Source organism: Vibrio qingdaonensis (assembly GCF_026191675.1).
Classification (GTDB): domain Bacteria; phylum Pseudomonadota; class Gammaproteobacteria; order Enterobacterales; family Vibrionaceae; genus Vibrio; species Vibrio qingdaonensis.
The window spans coordinates 134,561-150,243 of record NZ_JAKRRY010000004.1; the positions used below are offsets into that span (position 1 = coordinate 134,561).

The window sequence follows — 15,683 nt, forward strand, 5'->3', positions numbered from 1 at the left end:
AATGAGTTTGAGTCGACATAACCCCATTTTATGCGATTAATGTCTCAATTCGTGCAAATATGGATTTACACACCCCAGCTTGCTGTATATCTATACAGTACATAAAGAGGGGGGATTTATGTCTTTTAAAGATACAGAGACACTGTCAACAGGAATTGAATTCATTGTTGAAGCCGTGGCGGTGAAGACAAATGGCCAAGATCATTCAGCGTTAGGCTTATACCTGATCAGCTTACTGCTCGAAGATCAAAAGATTTCCCTTGATTGTGATGATAAAAGGAAAAGGCCGGTAGTACCACTTGGTAAGTCGCGTCAAACACATCTTGATATGGGTTGGAAGTGCCCTGCTTTTTAGATTTGGTTGTGTTAGCTAATTGGGTGAACTTGATAGTGATAGTTCTTCAACTCTTCACTTGTTTGGCACAACTCAAATGTGAAATAAGGCTGGGTGACTAAGCACTGAGTGAACCTGTCTAATTCATTCGTATGTATAAACAGCGAAATTGGTGCAATCTGACGGTTTTCATTATCGAAGCAGTTATCGATATGTGCTCTGTCGATATAAACAACGTCCATTTCCTGTTTAGGGGTCTCTTCAATAAGTTTTGTTTCTAATCCGCTCTTCTCGAAGTGTTCTAACAAGGCGTAAAGCTTATCAACGTCGTTTTGACTTTCTATCGCTGAATATTGAGATAAAACGCTCTCTAAGTGTTTTTCGATTGAACCAAACTTATTCTTCATCAAACAAACCGTTTTAAGCTTTTTCTTGATAATGCTATATCGAGCTTGTTTGATTTTTGGCTTCAAGAATTCAATGATGATTTTGTTTCGTTGCTCTTCTTTAACAAAGTGACTGGCAACGTTTACTTTGAAGTAAAGGTGGAGAAGAGTGTTTTCGAAGGTCGACTTAAGAAGTTGATGATATGAATGTTCTGACATTGTTCACATTGACTATTTATTGGTGAGGGTATCTTATCATAAGAATAGCAAGGCTCTAAGGTCGAAACCAAAGTGACGCAACTTGCTACAGTGAAAACGATACAATATATCACTTTATTGGTCTGCTTTTTGAGTAACTTATGAAAGTCGAGCTCGTTACTTCCCTTAAGCGTCAAGCCACCAAAACCCTCGCGGAACTACACGATACCAAAGAGCCTGTGTTAATCACCGAATATGGCAAACCTTCCGCGTATTTGGTTGATGTGGACGACTATCAGTTTATGCAAAACCGTTGGGCTATCCTTGAAGGGATCGCTCGCGGTGAGCGCGTCATCTCAGAAGGCACGTCACTGAGACATGATGAAGCTAAGGACAAAATGTCTAAATGGCTGAAGTGATTTGGAGTGAGCCCGCGTTATCTGACCTTAAGATATCGCGGAATACATTGCCCTTGAAAATCGGGTTGCGGCCAGGCAATTGGTTTAAAATATTTTCGACGAAGTTGAAGGCCTCAATGACTTTCCGGAGTCTGGGCGCCAGCCTCCTGAGCACCTTAATTATAGTAAAGTCGTATCAACCCTTGTCGCGTTTTTTACAAGCAGAGGGTGACAAGGTGTACATCTTGTTTGTAAGGCGCGCGGAGCGAGGTTTACGTCGATTTTTGCTGAGCAAACAGTAAAGCGTTTGTGCCACTTCTGATAAGCTGATGGCCTACATCTATTAAGGCATGAGCGTGGCGAAAAAGAAAAAAGCACTCCAATCTAGACGCATCACCCAACCAGGACCTTCGTGGACGGAGGCCAAGCTAGTCACCATTCGACGACATCGTATCGAGGGCACATTAAGCTTCGGGGTGTCGACCATCTCTAGACAGCAAGTCTTACCCGATTACGAACGTGTATGGGAACAAACCATCGTCGAAGAAGCTTACCAACAAGCGATTGTCGAGTTGTTAGATCAGGGCGAGGTCGTGTTAAGAGTAGAAGACTAAATGGGCTGCTCATTGGGATGTTTTCTTTCGGGGATTGCCTTTCAAAAAATTTTTTCCGAAACTTGTAGACTACAGCGTAGTCAACCTTAGTACCAGAGAATCGGGTGTGGGTGGTCTAAATACTCAATGCGTTTATTTACTATATCCGCCGTCTTCCCATTCTTTGCAATACCGTCTTATTAATAACCGAAATGAGAAATCGATGGTGCTCAATGGCGAGCCAGCCAGGTGCTCCTGAGTTTGGTTGTTAAATCTATGGGGTAGAAGGTTCACTCCTTTTTCTTGGCACTCTGTAATAGTCGCAATGAACAATGGGATTTCACTTCCAGGGTTTTGTCAAATTCTGCCCAAGGCGCGATTTGTTGGGGCGTGACTCAATTTTGCTGTGGCGCTCAACCTGTTGGCGATGCTTCTCACGCCAGTAGGTAAAACTGAGCAATTCTTTGGGATTAAGTTCGCGCGCGGTCGACATTGATTTTAAAATCATCCCAATGATGCTCCAGCGGTAAATAACCATGCGCGAGAAGGCTGTTTATTCCCTGGGTTATCCTTATTACTGGTGGCGTGTAAATGCTTTCACTCGTACGTTGATTCTTTAAGCTCGTTCTTATGATCTACGGACGTCGACTTGTTTGTCGATATGCTCGCTCCAAATACGGCACTTGAGGAATCAGATTTATGCTTAAACAGTGTACCAGTCGTAGTTACAATATTTTCAATTTCAGAACTCGACTTTGATTCTAGTCTTGAGGTTAGGTTAAACAACAGGTATTGGTTGGTGAGAAGCCTAATAACTTAATTCAACGTGGATAGAGCTCTCGCGGCTGGTGCCATCTTCTTTAGGGTTTTTATAGCCTTGATATTATTGATTAGTAACGGCTGGATAACTTTTAATGAAAAGTGTATTACATATGTAATACATTGACAGGGCGATGTATGTTTATTATTGTGTATTACACATGTAATACATTAGGTGTCTACTATGAAAACAAAGATCATCAGCGCAGCGAACCAAAAAGGTGGTGTTGGAAAAACCACGACTCTTGTCAATTTAGGAGCTGAGCTTGCACGAAAACGAAAAGTGTTAGTCATTGACCTTGATCCTCAAGGGAACTGCTCCAAAACGTTAACGGGACAACGTGATTTTAAGTTTGAAGATACGGTTGCTGCTTTGTTTGATAAACCTAAAGTTGTGTCCATTGTCGATCTAATTCAACCTGCAAAGCTTAATGGGAACTCCATTGAAAACCTCTATGTTGCTCCCGCTGATGTTCAGTTGTCACGTGTCATCGAAACATCACTGACAAAGATTAATCGTGAACGAATTTTAGAGAAGCAATTGGCGAAGTTAGGTGATACCTATGATTTCATTCTTCTTGATACTCCACCAAACTTATCCCTAACGACTCTTAACGCAATCCAGGCCTCAGACCTTATTTTGATCCCTGTTGATTCTGGTGCATTTTCACTGGACGGCATTAGTCCTTTACTCGAAGCTGTCTCTGAAATTAAGGATGACGAGGGCAACTATCTGATTCTGAGGAACGAGGTCGATTCAAGAAACGCTATTATTAATGAGTTCATTGATGAGGAATTGGAGGTAGTACAAGATAAATTGCTACCAGTATCTGTCCGTCGTTCTGAGCATGTCGGACAAGCTAATGCCGTTTCTTCTCCTGTGCGCTTTTATAAATCGGGCTCTCTTGTTAATAACGATTACCGAAAACTCGCTGCGTTTCTTTTAAATTTAATGTAATACATAGGTAATACACATGAGCAAGTTAAAGAAACGAGGAGCTATAACAGCTATCTCTAGTGACAAGAACGAGGGTTCAAGTAAGTCGACTGGAATTACGACTGTCAAAAAGAAGGTGACGACATCTTATAAGGTGCCTCCTCTGACTCTTAGAATGTCACTGACTGATAAAGAACGGATAACTGATTGGGTAGCAAATCTGCAAGAGCAGACAGAGAGAAATGTGTCTGCAGCGAAACTGTACCGAGCCTTGGCTTTATATCGAGATAAGATCGATGATGAAGATCTCATTGAGTTGATCAACAAAATGAATTAAATATGTATTACATATGTACTACATATCTTATATAAAGGCTCGTTATAGACTTTAAGCGTTGTCATAGGGCCTACCTCGGACTTAACTTCAAACACTGATGAACATGACACTTGAAGAGTCTTGTCACCTGTTCTGAGCCTCATTTCCTTGTAAAGACAAACACTTTAAATGTGTCTTTATCACGACTTTTATCGTTGCCTTAGGCGTCACCCTATGGGCTAGGCCTGACTGCCCTAAGAGTCTTAGCGCCTTGTCGCTCCCTCCTCGTTGATCTCTCTGTCTTTGAATAAGTTCGAATAAGGGCTTGTTTTCTTATGCGCCGATTTCTTTCACTCGCCTCATTTTCGGGCTCGCAGGCTGTTAACCGTCTCTCCCCACAACCTGTTTTTCAAGGGAGGCTTCGCCGCTGCGCGCCCTTGCAAAGCAGAACGATGTTGAGATAGCGGACAGCCAAGCGGCTCCGAAAAGTGATACTCAAACAGAAAGGAAACTCTCATGGCGCAACAAAACTCAACCCCAACTCTCTCTAATTCAAATTCATCGACCAGCGTTTCGCCGCTGGGGCACGAAAGCTCACCAAAAAATGATATCTCTAGTCCTTTGGCGGTATTGAAGTTGCGCTATCAAGTCAAAAAGTGTCGTGATGAGGTAAAAAGAAAGTCTGATTTTGTTTCCAAAATCCAGCGTTTGAAAATGTTCAGTCGTCGTCAGTCGCTAGAGCAACTGGCTGATATCGCAGCGTTAAAAGACCAAGGGTTCGTTGACGCTATCAAGCAGCAGTTTCCGCAATTGGTGTCGCGTCGTTTTGCTTTCCATGAAATACGTGACTTTTTCATCGAATTAAATGGCGCTGGCTTTGGTGAATGGTTTCTGCACGAGCGAGTGGATCGCATCATTATGTACACCACTTACGGGTCTGTGTTTCCAGCGTTGCGCTTTGTGACAACAGGGGAGGGAACGTTTAAGTGCTCAGGATTTTGTTTCGATGTGCGTTTTGGCGCTTAGGGGGTCACATGGCCGTTCGTTCTACAGTATCCGCTGACATATCCATGCACGTGATTTGGGTGAATTCAACCGACTTTTACTCCACCGTAAAGGCCGTCAAGGTTCATGAGATTTTGGTGAATGAGTTTGGGTATACCGACTCTTTAATACTAGAGGAAGGCAACCGAGGGAAGGGGGAGAGTATCAGTGTGTGATAACACTTGAAGTGGTCAAGTAAAACTGGCCACGGTTTTATGGGTAAACCAGAATTGTCGCTCTGATTCATTTGGTGTTAATCCACCATTGTATTGATGTGGCCGATGTTGGTTGTAATAATCAACCAGATAATCTGTTATTGCTTGGCACGCCTCTGTAAAACTTCTATCGCCATTCGTTGGCACCCATTCCGTTTTTAAGCTTCTGAATACTCGCTAGATCTTTCAGTATTAACGGGAATAGCTCTCTCGCTATATAACGTTTTAAGATGCGAGTTATTTCCTTAGTTGATAACTCTTCTGCTGTTCTTCGTGCAACATAGTCTTTTGTTCTGGGATCACTACGCATTCTAACTATTGCCACGGTCCAAAGAGAGTTATTCGCACTACGGCTACCTCCTCGATTCAACCTATGCCGGGTAGTTTTCCCCGATGACACTGGAATTGGATTAGACATAATGACCCACACGAGGTGCTAGCCTCCAATTTCGTGGGTTAGCGTAAAGCCAGAGCCATAATTAGTGTGTTCGAACAACTAAATTTGGAGGCTAGCATGAATAACGATAGCATAATTTTCATAGGCTTAGATACGCATAAGTCATTTATCCAAGTCGCCGTCTTGCAAGAACAACGCGGGACTAAACTTGAACATTTGGGACTGATAAAGTCTAACAAGTACGCACTCATTAAACTCACACAGCAACTGCAATCTAAATACCCAAAAGCCACCCTCCATTTTGTCTACGAGGCCGGGCCTTGTGGATACTGGACATACCGATTGCTCACCAGCCTTGGGCATTGCTGCTGTGTCATCGCCCCTTCCCTTATTCCTAAGAAGTCAGGGAATAGAGTCAAAACAGATAAGAGAAATGCTGTAAAACTTGCCCAGCTTTTTAAGGCTGAAGAGCTAACACCTATTTATGTTCCTGAATCTGAAGACGAGGCGATAAGAGATTTATCAAGGGCTCGAGAAACCGCGATGAAAGACCTTAAAGATGCAAAGTTCCAATTCAAAGGCTTTCTTCTAAGCAATAATGTACAAGCAACTGTGAATGATAACTGGTCTAAAAGCATCTACGGTGGCTAACCGACCTCATTATTCCCCATCACAGCCAACAAATTGTATTGCAAGAGATGATCATCACCATCAGTGAGAGGATGCAAAGATTACAACGGTTGGATAACGAGTTATTACACCAAGTCAAAAACTGGCGTTACTACCCTGTTGTCAAAGCCATCCAGGCCATGCGGGGGGGAGGCGACTACTTGTTGCTCTCGGCATCATTGCCGAGCTAGGCGATCTACGTCGCTTCGACCATCCAAGAAAACTTATGGCTTATGTAGGCCTCGTACCGACGGAAAGCTCAAGTGGCGGAAAAATGAAACGAGGGAGCCTAACCAAATGCGGAAACAGCCGAGCACGACGATTGATTATTGAGGGAGCACATACTTATAAGCACAAAGCTAATATCTCCGTCGAACTGCAACTGCGACAAGAAGGGCTGCCCAAAGAAATTGTCGATATTGCTTGGCATGCTCAGCAACGATTATGTCGCCGCTATCAACGATTACTACAAAAAGGCAAACATCGAAATGTCGTCTCCGCCGCTATCGCAAGAGAAATGATCGCGTATATCTGGGCTATCGCGAGAGAGGTGGTCGTGAGCGCAGTCGATCCAAAAACACGGATTGCAAGGCTGCCTGCATGAGAAAAGAATTAGTGTTAACGCATTTGATGGAGCATCGGGTGTGGCACAAACACCGACGGCGTTAGGATGGCAATAAAGCTCGCGCTTTATTGAACCATGAGCATAGACTGAAGACAGGTGCCACGACGAAATAAGTAAGGTAGGCGCTACTCATCACGCGATGAGTAATCCACGTATATCAGCATGAGAACCGACGAAATTACTTGCTTCATCTATGCGTTAACACTATCTCAAAATAAACAAAAGGCTCTGAAATGTGGGAGCAGAAACTTCTACGCTCTTATTGACAGTAGGGGTCATATCAACGCCACACAAGGCTGCAAACGATGATTCTTTCCTTAATCGGTTGGCGTTGTCTACAGTCGCAACTAAGAGCGTTGCAGCCACATTTGTGCCGACCCCAAACCTTGACACAAGGCTTTGAGCTGTGTTCAAAGTCAGTTTTTCAAAGCATTATCAAGAGATTTTACTTGGTCATTAAGGAAGTTCCAACGTTGTGCCAACAGCACAAGCGAAATCATTAATGGCTCGCTACTATTAGAGCACCGAGCTAAGCGTGCGGTTGCACACGCACTAGGCTTTGGCTGGTAAAGGGACTGTTTTAGCTCATCAGGACCTGATACAAGAAGAGCTCGTATATGATTCATCGCCTGAGTTCTTGCTTTGACAGCGCTATTGCGGGTCATTAGCAGGCTCCGTAATGACTCGACTGGTCCTGCATGGTTTTTAGGAATGACTGCTGCTTCTCCAGATAATACGCTTCTAGCCGCATTCTCTGAATCTATAACGTCTGTTTTGCCTTTCAGACGTATCTCCATTCGATTCATTCGTATCACTTCATATACATCAATACCATTCTTATCAAGAATTTAGTCAGTTCAGCACCAGAGCTTCCCGTACCTTCGATGCCAGCTTTTTGAAGGAACCCGTAAGACTTACACCATGCTAAGTGCTCACGATAACCTGCAAGATCGACACTAAATGACTTACTTTTAACAACCTGACTAAGCTCATTGATAAGTGTTGCAACATGAAGATCCAAATGAGTATCTACACCTAAATACAATTTGTAGCGGGGATCGTTACTGTTCATTTAATCACTCTCCTGTGTGAATCGCCCAGCAGGACGGGACACTGGAGATGCAATACAAAGCTCTTATTAAGTTACAACTGAGTCGATAGAATTGAATAGACTCTTTGAAAGACAGGTCAATACAAAGACATTTCAGCCAATCCCAGCACGGGTCAGTACAAACAGTCTGTACTTATATTCTAATCTCAGTATCCCAATAGTTACCTCGACGGCCCATGCTTTGAGTGATTCTATATCTCCATAGTAGTTGACGATATTTCTTACTCGTATAGTGTGGCAACCTTAGTCCGAGTGGAACATCACGCCAGGTGGTCTCCCTCAGCTCTCATAAGCCATGGTTAACGCCTTCCCAGTCAATGCGCTATCTGGTGAGTGATATATTGCACAACCAAGGATTTTTTGAGCGAATAAGCCAATGACAACAGCTAGATAAGGCCATCGTTGCCCCGTCCAGATGTAGGTCACATCGCCACACCAGACTTGGTTTGGCTCAGTTACCGCGAACTGACGATTAAGATGGTTAGGTATAGGAGCCTGCTCCTGCTGTGTTTTTCTGTACGTATGTTTTGGCAACTGACTAACTCTAGTTCTTTCATGAACTTACTCACACGGTAACGACTAAGCGGAATACCTTTTGTTGTCACTATGTCTGCAATGGTTCTCGCTCCGGGGGAACCATTGCTAATCTCATGAGCTTGTCGAACTTCGGCGCGAATAAGTACACGCTCTGACGCTAGAGCTTTAGTTCTATTTACCCAATAACGATAACTACTGCGATGAACCCCGAACACTTCGCAAAGCTGTTTCACCGCATAACTCTTCTTGAGTTTCTAGATCATCGAGAACCGTTCAGGGAGTCTGACATCAAGAGAGCAGTAGCGCTTTCTTAGCCAACGATTGAAGTTGCTTTTGATAGCTACCATCCAGGCGGCCTGCGGTCAGATCATCAAGCAAGCGAGTTAATCGGTAGTATCTGACCGTTTGTTGTTGGTCGCAGGAGCTGGTTGCAAGTGCGCAGCCAAGATACGTTTTACCTGCTCCTGTTGGGCCTGTGCTCAAGATGTTCTGGTGCTTGTGCGGATAACTCCCCGTCAGAAGTTCGCTCATCTTTTTGCGATTGAGGTTTCGTCCCTCTTTGTAGATGAGTTGGCTCGGTTGCGCATACACTCTCAGTTTAGCTTGTCGTTTTAAGCGTTGGATTTTGCTCTGACTACGGTTCAAGATCTCGCTTTCCAGAAGAAAGCTTAACCTCTCCTTGAAGTCCAGCTCTGCGTAAGTAGTCAGTTGCTCTTGTTGCTGTCGCCGCATGGCTCAAGCGGAGGTTTTTGAGTTGATGATTGAGTGCGTTCATATCCTTTCTCCTAGTGATAACAGTTTGGGCCTCGAACATTACTGTGAACAAGGTTCGGCGTATTCGCTTTGTCTTTACTCAGTTGCCTTTCACGATTGTTCTTGAGTAGATTGTTGACGAAAGTGTAATTGGGTTTTGTCAGTATTAGTGAATCTTTACAGGCTTGCTTTAGGCGCGACTCTCCATGGGCTTTGCTTAGGTTGAGTAAGCGCTCAGGCGACCACTTTTGATTTTGATGATTACTCGGCATGTGCTCTGGTTGAGGGCTGTTTCCGCGCTCCCTTTGGCTACGTGGGTGCTGGGCGACCAAGTTACCTTGATGGTAAATTTGCACCAGACGGTTGGAGGCTTCTAGCTCAACATGGTGACCAACAAGTTGATGAGGAACCGAGTAGTAGTGACGGCGATATTCGATGTGATAGTCAGGCCCGACTTTGGCTTGTTTGGTTTCGGTATATAGGTATCGCTGCTTAGGTAGCGGCTTCAATGCAGGTTTATCGAGTTTGTCGAACAGCGCTTTAAGACTTGCACCATACTGTTTCATCTCACGTTGGTTTAAGTCATTCATAAGCTCACGAATGGCGAGGTTCGGTTCTTTGAAGGTATGGAAGGTTTGGTGTCGTAGCCGCATCATGATCCAGAGTTCAACTAGGGGCACGGCATTCTCTGCTTTGGCTTTGTCTTTCGGTTTGTAGGGGCGAGCAGGCATCACAGCGGTTTGATAGTGATTTGCCAGTTTTTGATAGCTGTCGTTAAGTCTCGGCTCATAGCGATTGGTTTTGGTGACCGCGCTACGCAGATTATCGGGAACCAAGATCTGTGGTATACCGCCGAAGTGTTCGAACGCATTCACATGCGCCTCTAACCAGTAAGCCTTACCTTGACTAGGGAAGGCTTCAACATAGGTGTAATTTGACGCGCCTAAGGTCGCCACGAACACTTCGGCTTCGCGCACTTCACCTGTATCAGGGTTTACCACTTGAAGCCGAGGCCCGCAGTAATCGATAAACAGCTTGTCACCTGCGACATGGAGCGGACGCATGTTGCGCTTTTTGGTTTTGAACCAGCGAGTGAAGTGCTCGCAGAACTGAGTGTAAGCGTAAGCTTGTTCGTATGCGCCCCATGAACCCACGGGGCGATGTTGTTAGTGTTTGAAGTTCCAAGGTAGGAGCGCATCGATATCTGGCTCAGCCTTCGCTAGCTCTTTCATGCACTTGACCATGTAGTCGTAAAGGATAAGGCCATTGGCTTTCGCAGTCTCGACGATACTGTAAAGCATCGCGCTCGCGTCAGCGCCATTTGCAGTGGTCGAGCACAACCAGTTCTTCCTGCCAATGACCAGCGGTTTAATTGCCCGTTCAGCTCGATTATTATCGATAGATAGATGACCGTCATCGATATAGCGGATAAGTTTCGGCCATTGGCCGAGCGTATACTTAATCGCTTTACCCAACGGGCTAGACGCTATCACTTGTTGAGTTGTCATCCATTCGTACAACTCGTCCAGTATTGACTTAGCGTACTGTTGACGTTCTGCTTTTCGTGTCTCGAGAGACGCACCTTTTAAGCGGGATTCTATCCCATAGAGCTTCTGGATTTTAGCCAGCGCTTTATCTGCTTTACCTGACTTACCTTGAAGCTTCTTAGTATCCATGAACTTACGACGTGCATGCGCCAAGCAGCCAACATTGGTCACTTGGTGAAGGCCGTCATAGGCACCATAGCCATCGGTTTGCAGATAACCACGGTAATCCCCCAAGAAGGCAACAGGGCACGCCCTCGCGCGACTGTTTTGAGAGTCGTACAAGGCGATATTTTTCACTTTGGGAAGTGCGGCTTCTGGCGAGTCTGCGCCCGATCAGTAGAGCCACATATAGCACTGCTTATCTTCCTTGAGCACATTGAGCGGTGTTTCATCCGCTTGAACCACTACTTGCTCTAATAGGTGTGTTTTCAAGGCGGCATAAAGCGGTGCGAACTTCTCACTGACTTGGATAACCCACCTCACCATAGTAGTGCGCGATAGTTCGATACCCGATTGGGTAAATAGCGACTCTTGGCGATACAGTGGCATTGCGTATTGGTATTTGCCAAGGATAATATTGGCCAACAAGCTTTCTGTGGCAAAGCTTTTAGGGATAATGCTTTGTGGCGCTGGCTTTTGAACGATACGGCTGTTGTCTTCAGTTTGCTCGCACTGACGACAAGCATATTTAGGACGAACATATTCCAGCACTTTGAGTACCGCTGGCGAGAACTCTAGCTTTTCACTGCGGTCTTCACCTATTTTATGCAGGCTATGTTGGCAGCAAGCGCACTGTTTTTCGTTGTCATCTAAATCGAGTTCGATAACCTCACGAGGCAAGGTCTTTGGAAGTGGCTTACGTTTACCGCGCTTCTTCGTTGTGGTGCTCGTCGTAACCTCAACCTCTTCTTCCTTGGCAGCTTCACATTCCACTTCGTTGAAGAGGTCACCTTGAGATGCATCGTAAGGCTTTAACACCTCCGAGCGTTTAGCGAACTGGCGATCGAAGGCAAGCTTGAGTTGTTCAAGTAGCGACTGACGCTCTTGTTTCAATCGGCTTTCTGACGCCATTAGCGCTTTCACCATCGCTTGTAGCTCGGCAACATTTTGACTTTCTGGGTTGATATTTGGCGTCTTTTTCATGGCATTTATTATACTAAAGTCATGCCGTTAACGCTTGGTGGATAAGGCTTTATTATCGATTAAGTCATTGTGAAATCATTTATTCGAACGGGTTTATGGCCGATAATCGTGAAGCCAGAAAGCAGTCTATCAAGCTCGAATTGAGTTAGGGTAAACACCTCATTTTTCTCTTTTGATGGCCACTTGAACTTGGCTTTTTCGAGGCGTTTATACCAAAGAGCAAAGCCAGTTTTATCCCAGTACAATATCTTGATTTTGTCACGCTGTTTATTGGTGAACAGGAACAGTGCGCCGCTTGCCAAGGGTAAGTCGGTGTCACTTTCGATAATCGCAGCAAGACCATTGATCGACTTTCTAAAATCGACGCTGTCACGATATAGATAAATCTCTGGAGCGCTGAGCATACGTTTCATGATAGCGCACCGATGAGTTCTGCGAGATAGACCGCTGGCGTGCCTTGTGGAATGCTCAGCTCAACATCATTGACTAGCAGCGTCATGTTAGCCGTTGCTACTTGAGCTTGATACTTTGTTGTCTTTTCGACGACTTCAGCTCGGATAAAGCCTAGAGATACGTCCGTTTTATTGAGTTGCTGGCGCTTGGCATAGAACGTTGAGGGATTGAGTTCATTGAGCTTACAAAACGCGAGTGTCGACAGTGAACTCGATTCAGATTACTCGATAAGCGTTTGCCATTCTTGATTGGTGCGTCGTTTTCCCATTTCAAATCTCCTTATGGTTGGAGACTTGATCTTATTCTTCGCGCTAGGCGATTAGAATGCGGGGTTTATGACGCGCTTACGATTTTGTTCATTGGAGTTCTCTTTTTTGCCACGGTCGCTTCCTTACTTTCTTGTTTAAGAAGTAAAGAATAGCGAGCTATTGATTTAAAAGAGAAAAAGGTAGGGTTTCGGACATTTCGATCGCGGTTTTCGCTATTCCGAACACCGATTTCGGAGATAGGTCAAAAGTGACCGGATAATCGCGGAATCAGTGTTCGGTTTAAACCGAAATAGGTGATCGGATAATCCCGAAATATGCAAAATCTAAAACGCGCAAAACCATTTAATGTGGTTGTTGTTGCTTTAGTTAATAAGCTCGCAAAAATAGCGTGGTCTGTTTTGGGCACAAATAAAGAATTCTCACTAAAAATTTAAACCAGATTTGCAATGATGATAAGTGATGACAAAATGGTTAGACCACCAGATTGAAACTTATTGAGTGAACAAGCAAATTAAAATGCTTCGATGGTTATGAAGACAATCTGGCGCGGATCTCATCGCAGAGCGAAGTTGTGTAGTGACTTCATAAAAACTCTGAATACATTGGCGCAAATCAGCACGTTATTATTTACTTGCAAATGCGGGGCGTACCATACCTTCAGTCACTCTTATAGTGGTGAACAACGCTTCATACGACTTCAGGTCGCACGGACATAAACGAGTTAATGATGTTTAATTACTCTTAATTTTCTGCTCATATTTTTAGCTATCCTGCGCTAAATCAGAAAGTGTCAAAGTCCAAGATTACTGCTTTAAAGAGCGTAAAGCCTCACCTAATAGGTCTTCTGGCGAAAGGTTAGAGTGAGTCTTTATTATACTTTCGATTCTCCTTGTAGACAAAATTTCACAAGCCTTTCCTTTACCATCAAAGTCCTCTTGTCTTTTGCCGTATGCAATATACACATTAATGAAAGTGCATTCCCTCTCTCTCTCTGAGCAGTTAATTTTGCGGAGTTTTTTTTGAAGACCTTCAAACATTCTATCGAGGATTTGGTCACTATTTGCCTTAGTAAAGTGGCTATAGACTTCAGAGATAGTGCTATTTATTGATAGCTCAAACCTATGTACTTCTGGTTTCATTTAAAATAACTCAAGTATTATTGGGATTTGTCTTACACATACTATAACCAAAAACACTAAAAGTTATTGGTTAATTAATTTAGTCAACTTTGGCTCTTTTTGTTATTAGCTCTTGTCGACAAAGTTAACTGCTTCTAGTTATAAAATACATCATTCCCAAAGCATTGCATTCTTTTGAGTTGGTATCAATGAGATACCAACTTTCTTTTTTAGATCCTCATGTTGCAACAAAACTGACTTCCACACTCATTGTTTACGGTGTATCAACATGAACAGTTAAGTGTAACTATTGCCATGTCCTCAGTTTCTGTGCATCAGTTTTTTTACTTTATCCCCTTTGATTCAGTCAGTTCTAGACATAACGTGAATTCTTCAAGATTGATGATTTCCAAGAAGGCTTTGATGCTATGCGTAGCTGGCTTTCTGGCAAGGTTATCCTTGATTGGGAATAGATAAAATGATGCTCTGAATAGCAAAAGTCGACAGTGAAAACTGTCGATTACTACGTTTGCCGCCATTAATTATCTAAAGGATTGATGTGTACAGCTAGTATCAAATATTCTGGAGCAAAATAAGAATACGCTGTAACACCAAAATATCCATTTGTTCATCATAAAATGCGAAGCAAATGTATGCCGTTGAACATGTGTCGCTTAATACAGTGTTCAGTCTGACGAAAGGAAATCATTTTAGTTATTAGTGTCCTTTGACTTTGAACGTAGTACGACAATGTCTACACATGTATTTTGCTTTTACACCTAGAAACTTTTCTATCAAAGTCCGGCGTATCTTTACAATCCATTTTTCCTTACAACAACATGTCATAACAATAACTAAAGTTACTCCTGATACAACAAATCAACTTATGAGATTATTGACTGAAATACAAAGAAGATAGTTAGCACCGAGAGATTTTTTGATTAAGAGTTGCTTATAAAGCAAGTATCTTTAAATGGACTCATTGATTTTCAAGCATCAACACAGATACGCCAACTAATACGGTGTCTTTCATTCATCTCGATCTTTGGACGGATTGTTATTAGTCCTTTGCCGCGTTCCAAGTAAGAAGATGACTATAGTCCTCGCTGCTCATTTGTATTCGCTAAATCATCTTTTTACAACTTAGCTTGATATACCATACTGGCCGAACATCGATTCTTGTCGATAAAGAGATCATGCATAGTGGTATTTTAACGCTACGATTTGCGCTAATAGAGAAGGGCGACATCAATAAGACGGTATAACGATTTCGGCGTTAATTCCTGACACTTCATACTGGTGGTAAGGTTTTAGCATTACGGATCTCCCCACTATCAGCCAACTCTTTGTGGATACGCATTGAGCTACCACGACCTTTACTATTGTCAAAAGCTATTTTGAACTTTTTATCAAGCTTTTGGTGTATTGCCTCACGCTGGGTGATCTTGTGGCGATGCTTAATTCAGTAATAAAATCCACTTCATGAAGCTTCTAACACCATAGCTATGCGGAGAACATTGCAGGTATTCGAACATAAACTCATCGTAATCTACTTTAGTTTTTTTGCGATGTATGGGGTCCACTCATTCTCTGCCAAACTTAAGCATCGGCAGGAAAAGTAAAATGAGGTGTCATCATGCTAAGAACTAACGGAATCGGCATAGACTTAGAGAAAAATCCATTTTAGGTTTGCAATATAAGCCGCCAGGGAGAGTTGCTCTGTAACAAAGCTATCAGCAGGCAGAAGCTTAAGGAGCTCTTTGCTAAAGCCAAACCATCCCTTGTTGATCTAGAAGGCTAGGCTACTTGTCACTACAGGGG

15 protein-coding genes and 11 pseudogenes are annotated in these 15,683 nt (G+C 43.5%); 11 read left to right on the forward strand and 15 right to left on the reverse strand.

The genetic code is table 11. The annotated features are described in order from the left end of the window. Positions 1–118 precede the first annotated feature (118 nt). Positions 119–355, forward strand: coding sequence for a hypothetical protein (locus MD535_RS05480; RefSeq protein WP_102332052.1), 237 nt, complete (start codon positions 119–121; stop codon positions 353–355). Positions 356–366: 11 nt separating this feature from the next. Here MD535_RS05480 and MD535_RS05485 read toward each other — a convergent pair whose 3' ends face one another. After that, positions 367–939: a DUF2913 family protein gene (locus MD535_RS05485; protein WP_102332053.1), complete on the reverse strand. Its 573-nt coding sequence runs from the start codon at positions 937–939 to the stop codon at positions 367–369. A 140-nt stretch (positions 940–1,079) separates the two neighbouring features. Between MD535_RS05485 and MD535_RS05490 the strand changes: the two genes are divergently transcribed. From MD535_RS05490 to MD535_RS05500, 3 genes and pseudogenes are all read left to right on the forward strand, one after another. Then, positions 1,080–1,337, forward strand: coding sequence for a type II toxin-antitoxin system Phd/YefM family antitoxin (locus tag MD535_RS05490; RefSeq protein WP_102332054.1), 258 nt, complete (start codon positions 1,080–1,082; stop codon positions 1,335–1,337). Then, positions 1,325–1,618: pseudogene (locus MD535_RS05495) on the forward strand (type II toxin-antitoxin system RelE/ParE family toxin). Before MD535_RS05490 ends, MD535_RS05495 begins: the two are co-directional and overlap by 13 nt. Before the next feature lie 48 nt (positions 1,619–1,666). Further along, on the forward strand, positions 1,667–1,930 hold the full coding sequence (locus MD535_RS05500) for a hypothetical protein (RefSeq protein WP_235612479.1): 264 nt from the start codon (positions 1,667–1,669) through the stop codon (positions 1,928–1,930). 576 nt (positions 1,931–2,506) lie between these two features. Here the strand turns inward: MD535_RS05500 and MD535_RS26255 are convergent. Next, positions 2,507–2,722, reverse strand: a complete 216-nt coding sequence (locus MD535_RS26255) for a Fic/DOC family N-terminal domain-containing protein (protein WP_102332057.1) — start codon at positions 2,720–2,722, stop codon at positions 2,507–2,509. Positions 2,723–2,912: 190 nt separating this feature from the next. Between MD535_RS26255 and MD535_RS05505 the strand changes: the two genes are divergently transcribed. The 4 genes from MD535_RS05505 (at position 2,913) to MD535_RS05520 (ending at position 5,201) form a co-directional block, all read left to right on the forward strand. Beyond that, entirely contained in the window at positions 2,913–3,686 is a 774-nt protein-coding gene (locus tag MD535_RS05505; RefSeq protein WP_102332058.1) for a ParA family protein, read from the forward strand. 16 nt (positions 3,687–3,702) lie between these two features. Next, positions 3,703–4,002 (forward strand): hypothetical protein, encoded by a 300-nt coding sequence (locus MD535_RS05510; RefSeq protein ID WP_102332059.1) that lies wholly within the window; start codon positions 3,703–3,705, stop codon positions 4,000–4,002. Between the two features lie 495 nt (positions 4,003–4,497). Next, entirely contained in the window at positions 4,498–5,007 is a 510-nt protein-coding gene (locus MD535_RS05515; RefSeq protein ID WP_102332060.1) for a hypothetical protein, read from the forward strand. Positions 5,008–5,015: 8 nt separating this feature from the next. Next, positions 5,016–5,201: a hypothetical protein gene (locus tag MD535_RS05520; RefSeq protein ID WP_235612480.1), complete on the forward strand. Its 186-nt coding sequence runs from the start codon at positions 5,016–5,018 to the stop codon at positions 5,199–5,201. A 15-nt stretch (positions 5,202–5,216) separates the two neighbouring features. On the opposite strand, the pseudogene MD535_RS05525 reads toward MD535_RS05520, so the two are convergent. Continuing rightward, positions 5,217–5,417 (reverse strand): annotated as a pseudogene (locus MD535_RS05525) (IS3 family transposase); the annotation flags it as partial. Next, entirely contained in the window at positions 5,368–5,658 is a 291-nt protein-coding gene (locus MD535_RS05530; protein WP_102332062.1) for a transposase, read from the reverse strand. The gene MD535_RS05530 and the pseudogene MD535_RS05525, both read right to left, overlap by 50 nt. Positions 5,659–5,754: 96 nt before the next feature. On the opposite strand from MD535_RS05530, the pseudogene MD535_RS05535 reads away from it, so the two are divergent. Then, positions 5,755–6,910 (forward strand): annotated as a pseudogene (locus MD535_RS05535) (IS110 family RNA-guided transposase). Between the two features lie 225 nt (positions 6,911–7,135). Here the strand turns inward: MD535_RS05535 and MD535_RS26260 are convergent. The 9 genes and pseudogenes from MD535_RS26260 to tnpA all read right to left on the reverse strand — a co-directional run bounded on the left by MD535_RS26260 (position 7,136) and on the right by tnpA (position 12,743). Next, complete coding sequence (locus MD535_RS26260; protein ID WP_372042840.1) at positions 7,136–7,324, reverse strand: transposase; 189 nt, start codon at positions 7,322–7,324, stop codon at positions 7,136–7,138. 23 nt (positions 7,325–7,347) lie between these two features. Then, the gene (locus tag MD535_RS05540) at positions 7,348–7,737 is read right to left on the reverse strand and encodes a hypothetical protein (protein WP_265673912.1); all 390 of its coding nucleotides are present in this window, start codon (positions 7,735–7,737) and stop codon (positions 7,348–7,350) included. A gap of 5 nt (positions 7,738–7,742) precedes the next feature. After that, the gene (locus MD535_RS05545) at positions 7,743–8,003 is read right to left on the reverse strand and encodes a hypothetical protein (protein WP_237300445.1); all 261 of its coding nucleotides are present in this window, start codon (positions 8,001–8,003) and stop codon (positions 7,743–7,745) included. Between the two features lie 190 nt (positions 8,004–8,193). Continuing rightward, positions 8,194–8,902: pseudogene (locus tag MD535_RS05550) on the reverse strand (IS3 family transposase); the annotation flags it as partial. After that, a pseudogene (locus MD535_RS05555) lies at positions 8,874–9,354 on the reverse strand (ATP-binding protein); the annotation flags it as partial. The pseudogenes MD535_RS05550 and MD535_RS05555, both read right to left, overlap by 29 nt. Positions 9,355–9,364: 10 nt before the next feature. Then, positions 9,365–10,465: pseudogene (istA, locus tag MD535_RS05560) on the reverse strand (IS21 family transposase); the annotation flags it as partial. 33 nt (positions 10,466–10,498) lie between these two features. Then, positions 10,499–12,022, reverse strand: a pseudogene (tnpC, locus tag MD535_RS05565) (IS66 family transposase). A gap of 59 nt (positions 12,023–12,081) precedes the next feature. Beyond that, positions 12,082–12,435, reverse strand: coding sequence for an IS66 family insertion sequence element accessory protein TnpB (gene tnpB / locus MD535_RS05570; RefSeq protein WP_265673913.1), 354 nt, complete (start codon positions 12,433–12,435; stop codon positions 12,082–12,084). Further along, positions 12,432–12,743: pseudogene (gene tnpA / locus MD535_RS05575) on the reverse strand (IS66 family insertion sequence element accessory protein TnpA). Before tnpA ends, tnpB begins: the two are co-directional and overlap by 4 nt. Before the next feature lie 321 nt (positions 12,744–13,064). On the opposite strand from tnpA, the pseudogene MD535_RS05580 reads away from it, so the two are divergent. Then, a pseudogene (locus MD535_RS05580) lies at positions 13,065–13,178 on the forward strand (IS110 family transposase); the annotation flags it as partial. A 369-nt stretch (positions 13,179–13,547) separates the two neighbouring features. Here the strand turns inward: MD535_RS05580 and MD535_RS05585 are convergent. Beyond that, the gene (locus MD535_RS05585; RefSeq protein ID WP_265673914.1) at positions 13,548–13,883 is read right to left on the reverse strand and encodes a hypothetical protein; all 336 of its coding nucleotides are present in this window, start codon (positions 13,881–13,883) and stop codon (positions 13,548–13,550) included. 371 nt (positions 13,884–14,254) lie between these two features. On the opposite strand from MD535_RS05585, the pseudogene MD535_RS26265 reads away from it, so the two are divergent. Continuing rightward, a pseudogene (locus MD535_RS26265) lies at positions 14,255–14,335 on the forward strand (L-threonine 3-dehydrogenase); the annotation flags it as partial. A 795-nt stretch (positions 14,336–15,130) separates the two neighbouring features. Here MD535_RS26265 and MD535_RS26275 read toward each other — a convergent pair. After that, positions 15,131–15,430 (reverse strand): annotated as a pseudogene (locus tag MD535_RS26275) (IS3 family transposase); the annotation flags it as partial. Positions 15,431–15,683: the final 253 nt, after the last annotated feature.

What these genes read in the sequence shown, in the direction of transcription:
- MD535_RS05480 (WP_102332052.1), top strand. Translation starts at nt 119, where the DNA reads ATGTCTTTTAAAGATACAGAGACACTGTCAACAGGAATTGAATTCATT.
- MD535_RS05485 (WP_102332053.1), bottom strand. Translation starts at nt 939, where the DNA reads ATGTCAGAACATTCATATCATCAACTTCTTAAGTCGACCTTCGAAAAC.
- MD535_RS05490 (WP_102332054.1), top strand. Translation starts at nt 1,080, where the DNA reads ATGAAAGTCGAGCTCGTTACTTCCCTTAAGCGTCAAGCCACCAAAACC.
- MD535_RS05500 (WP_235612479.1), top strand. Translation starts at nt 1,667, where the DNA reads ATGAGCGTGGCGAAAAAGAAAAAAGCACTCCAATCTAGACGCATCACC.
- MD535_RS05505 (WP_102332058.1), top strand. Translation starts at nt 2,913, where the DNA reads ATGAAAACAAAGATCATCAGCGCAGCGAACCAAAAAGGTGGTGTTGGA.
- MD535_RS05510 (WP_102332059.1), top strand. Translation starts at nt 3,703, where the DNA reads ATGAGCAAGTTAAAGAAACGAGGAGCTATAACAGCTATCTCTAGTGAC.
- MD535_RS05515 (WP_102332060.1), top strand. Translation starts at nt 4,498, where the DNA reads ATGGCGCAACAAAACTCAACCCCAACTCTCTCTAATTCAAATTCATCG.
- MD535_RS05520 (WP_235612480.1), top strand. Translation starts at nt 5,016, where the DNA reads ATGGCCGTTCGTTCTACAGTATCCGCTGACATATCCATGCACGTGATT.
- MD535_RS05530 (WP_102332062.1), bottom strand. Translation starts at nt 5,658, where the DNA reads ATGTCTAATCCAATTCCAGTGTCATCGGGGAAAACTACCCGGCATAGG.
- MD535_RS05540 (WP_265673912.1), bottom strand. Translation starts at nt 7,737, where the DNA reads ATGAATCGAATGGAGATACGTCTGAAAGGCAAAACAGACGTTATAGAT.
- MD535_RS05545 (WP_237300445.1), bottom strand. Translation starts at nt 8,003, where the DNA reads ATGAACAGTAACGATCCCCGCTACAAATTGTATTTAGGTGTAGATACT.
- tnpB (WP_265673913.1), bottom strand. Translation starts at nt 12,435, where the DNA reads ATGAAACGTATGCTCAGCGCTCCAGAGATTTATCTATATCGTGACAGC.
- MD535_RS05585 (WP_265673914.1), bottom strand. Translation starts at nt 13,883, where the DNA reads ATGAAACCAGAAGTACATAGGTTTGAGCTATCAATAAATAGCACTATC.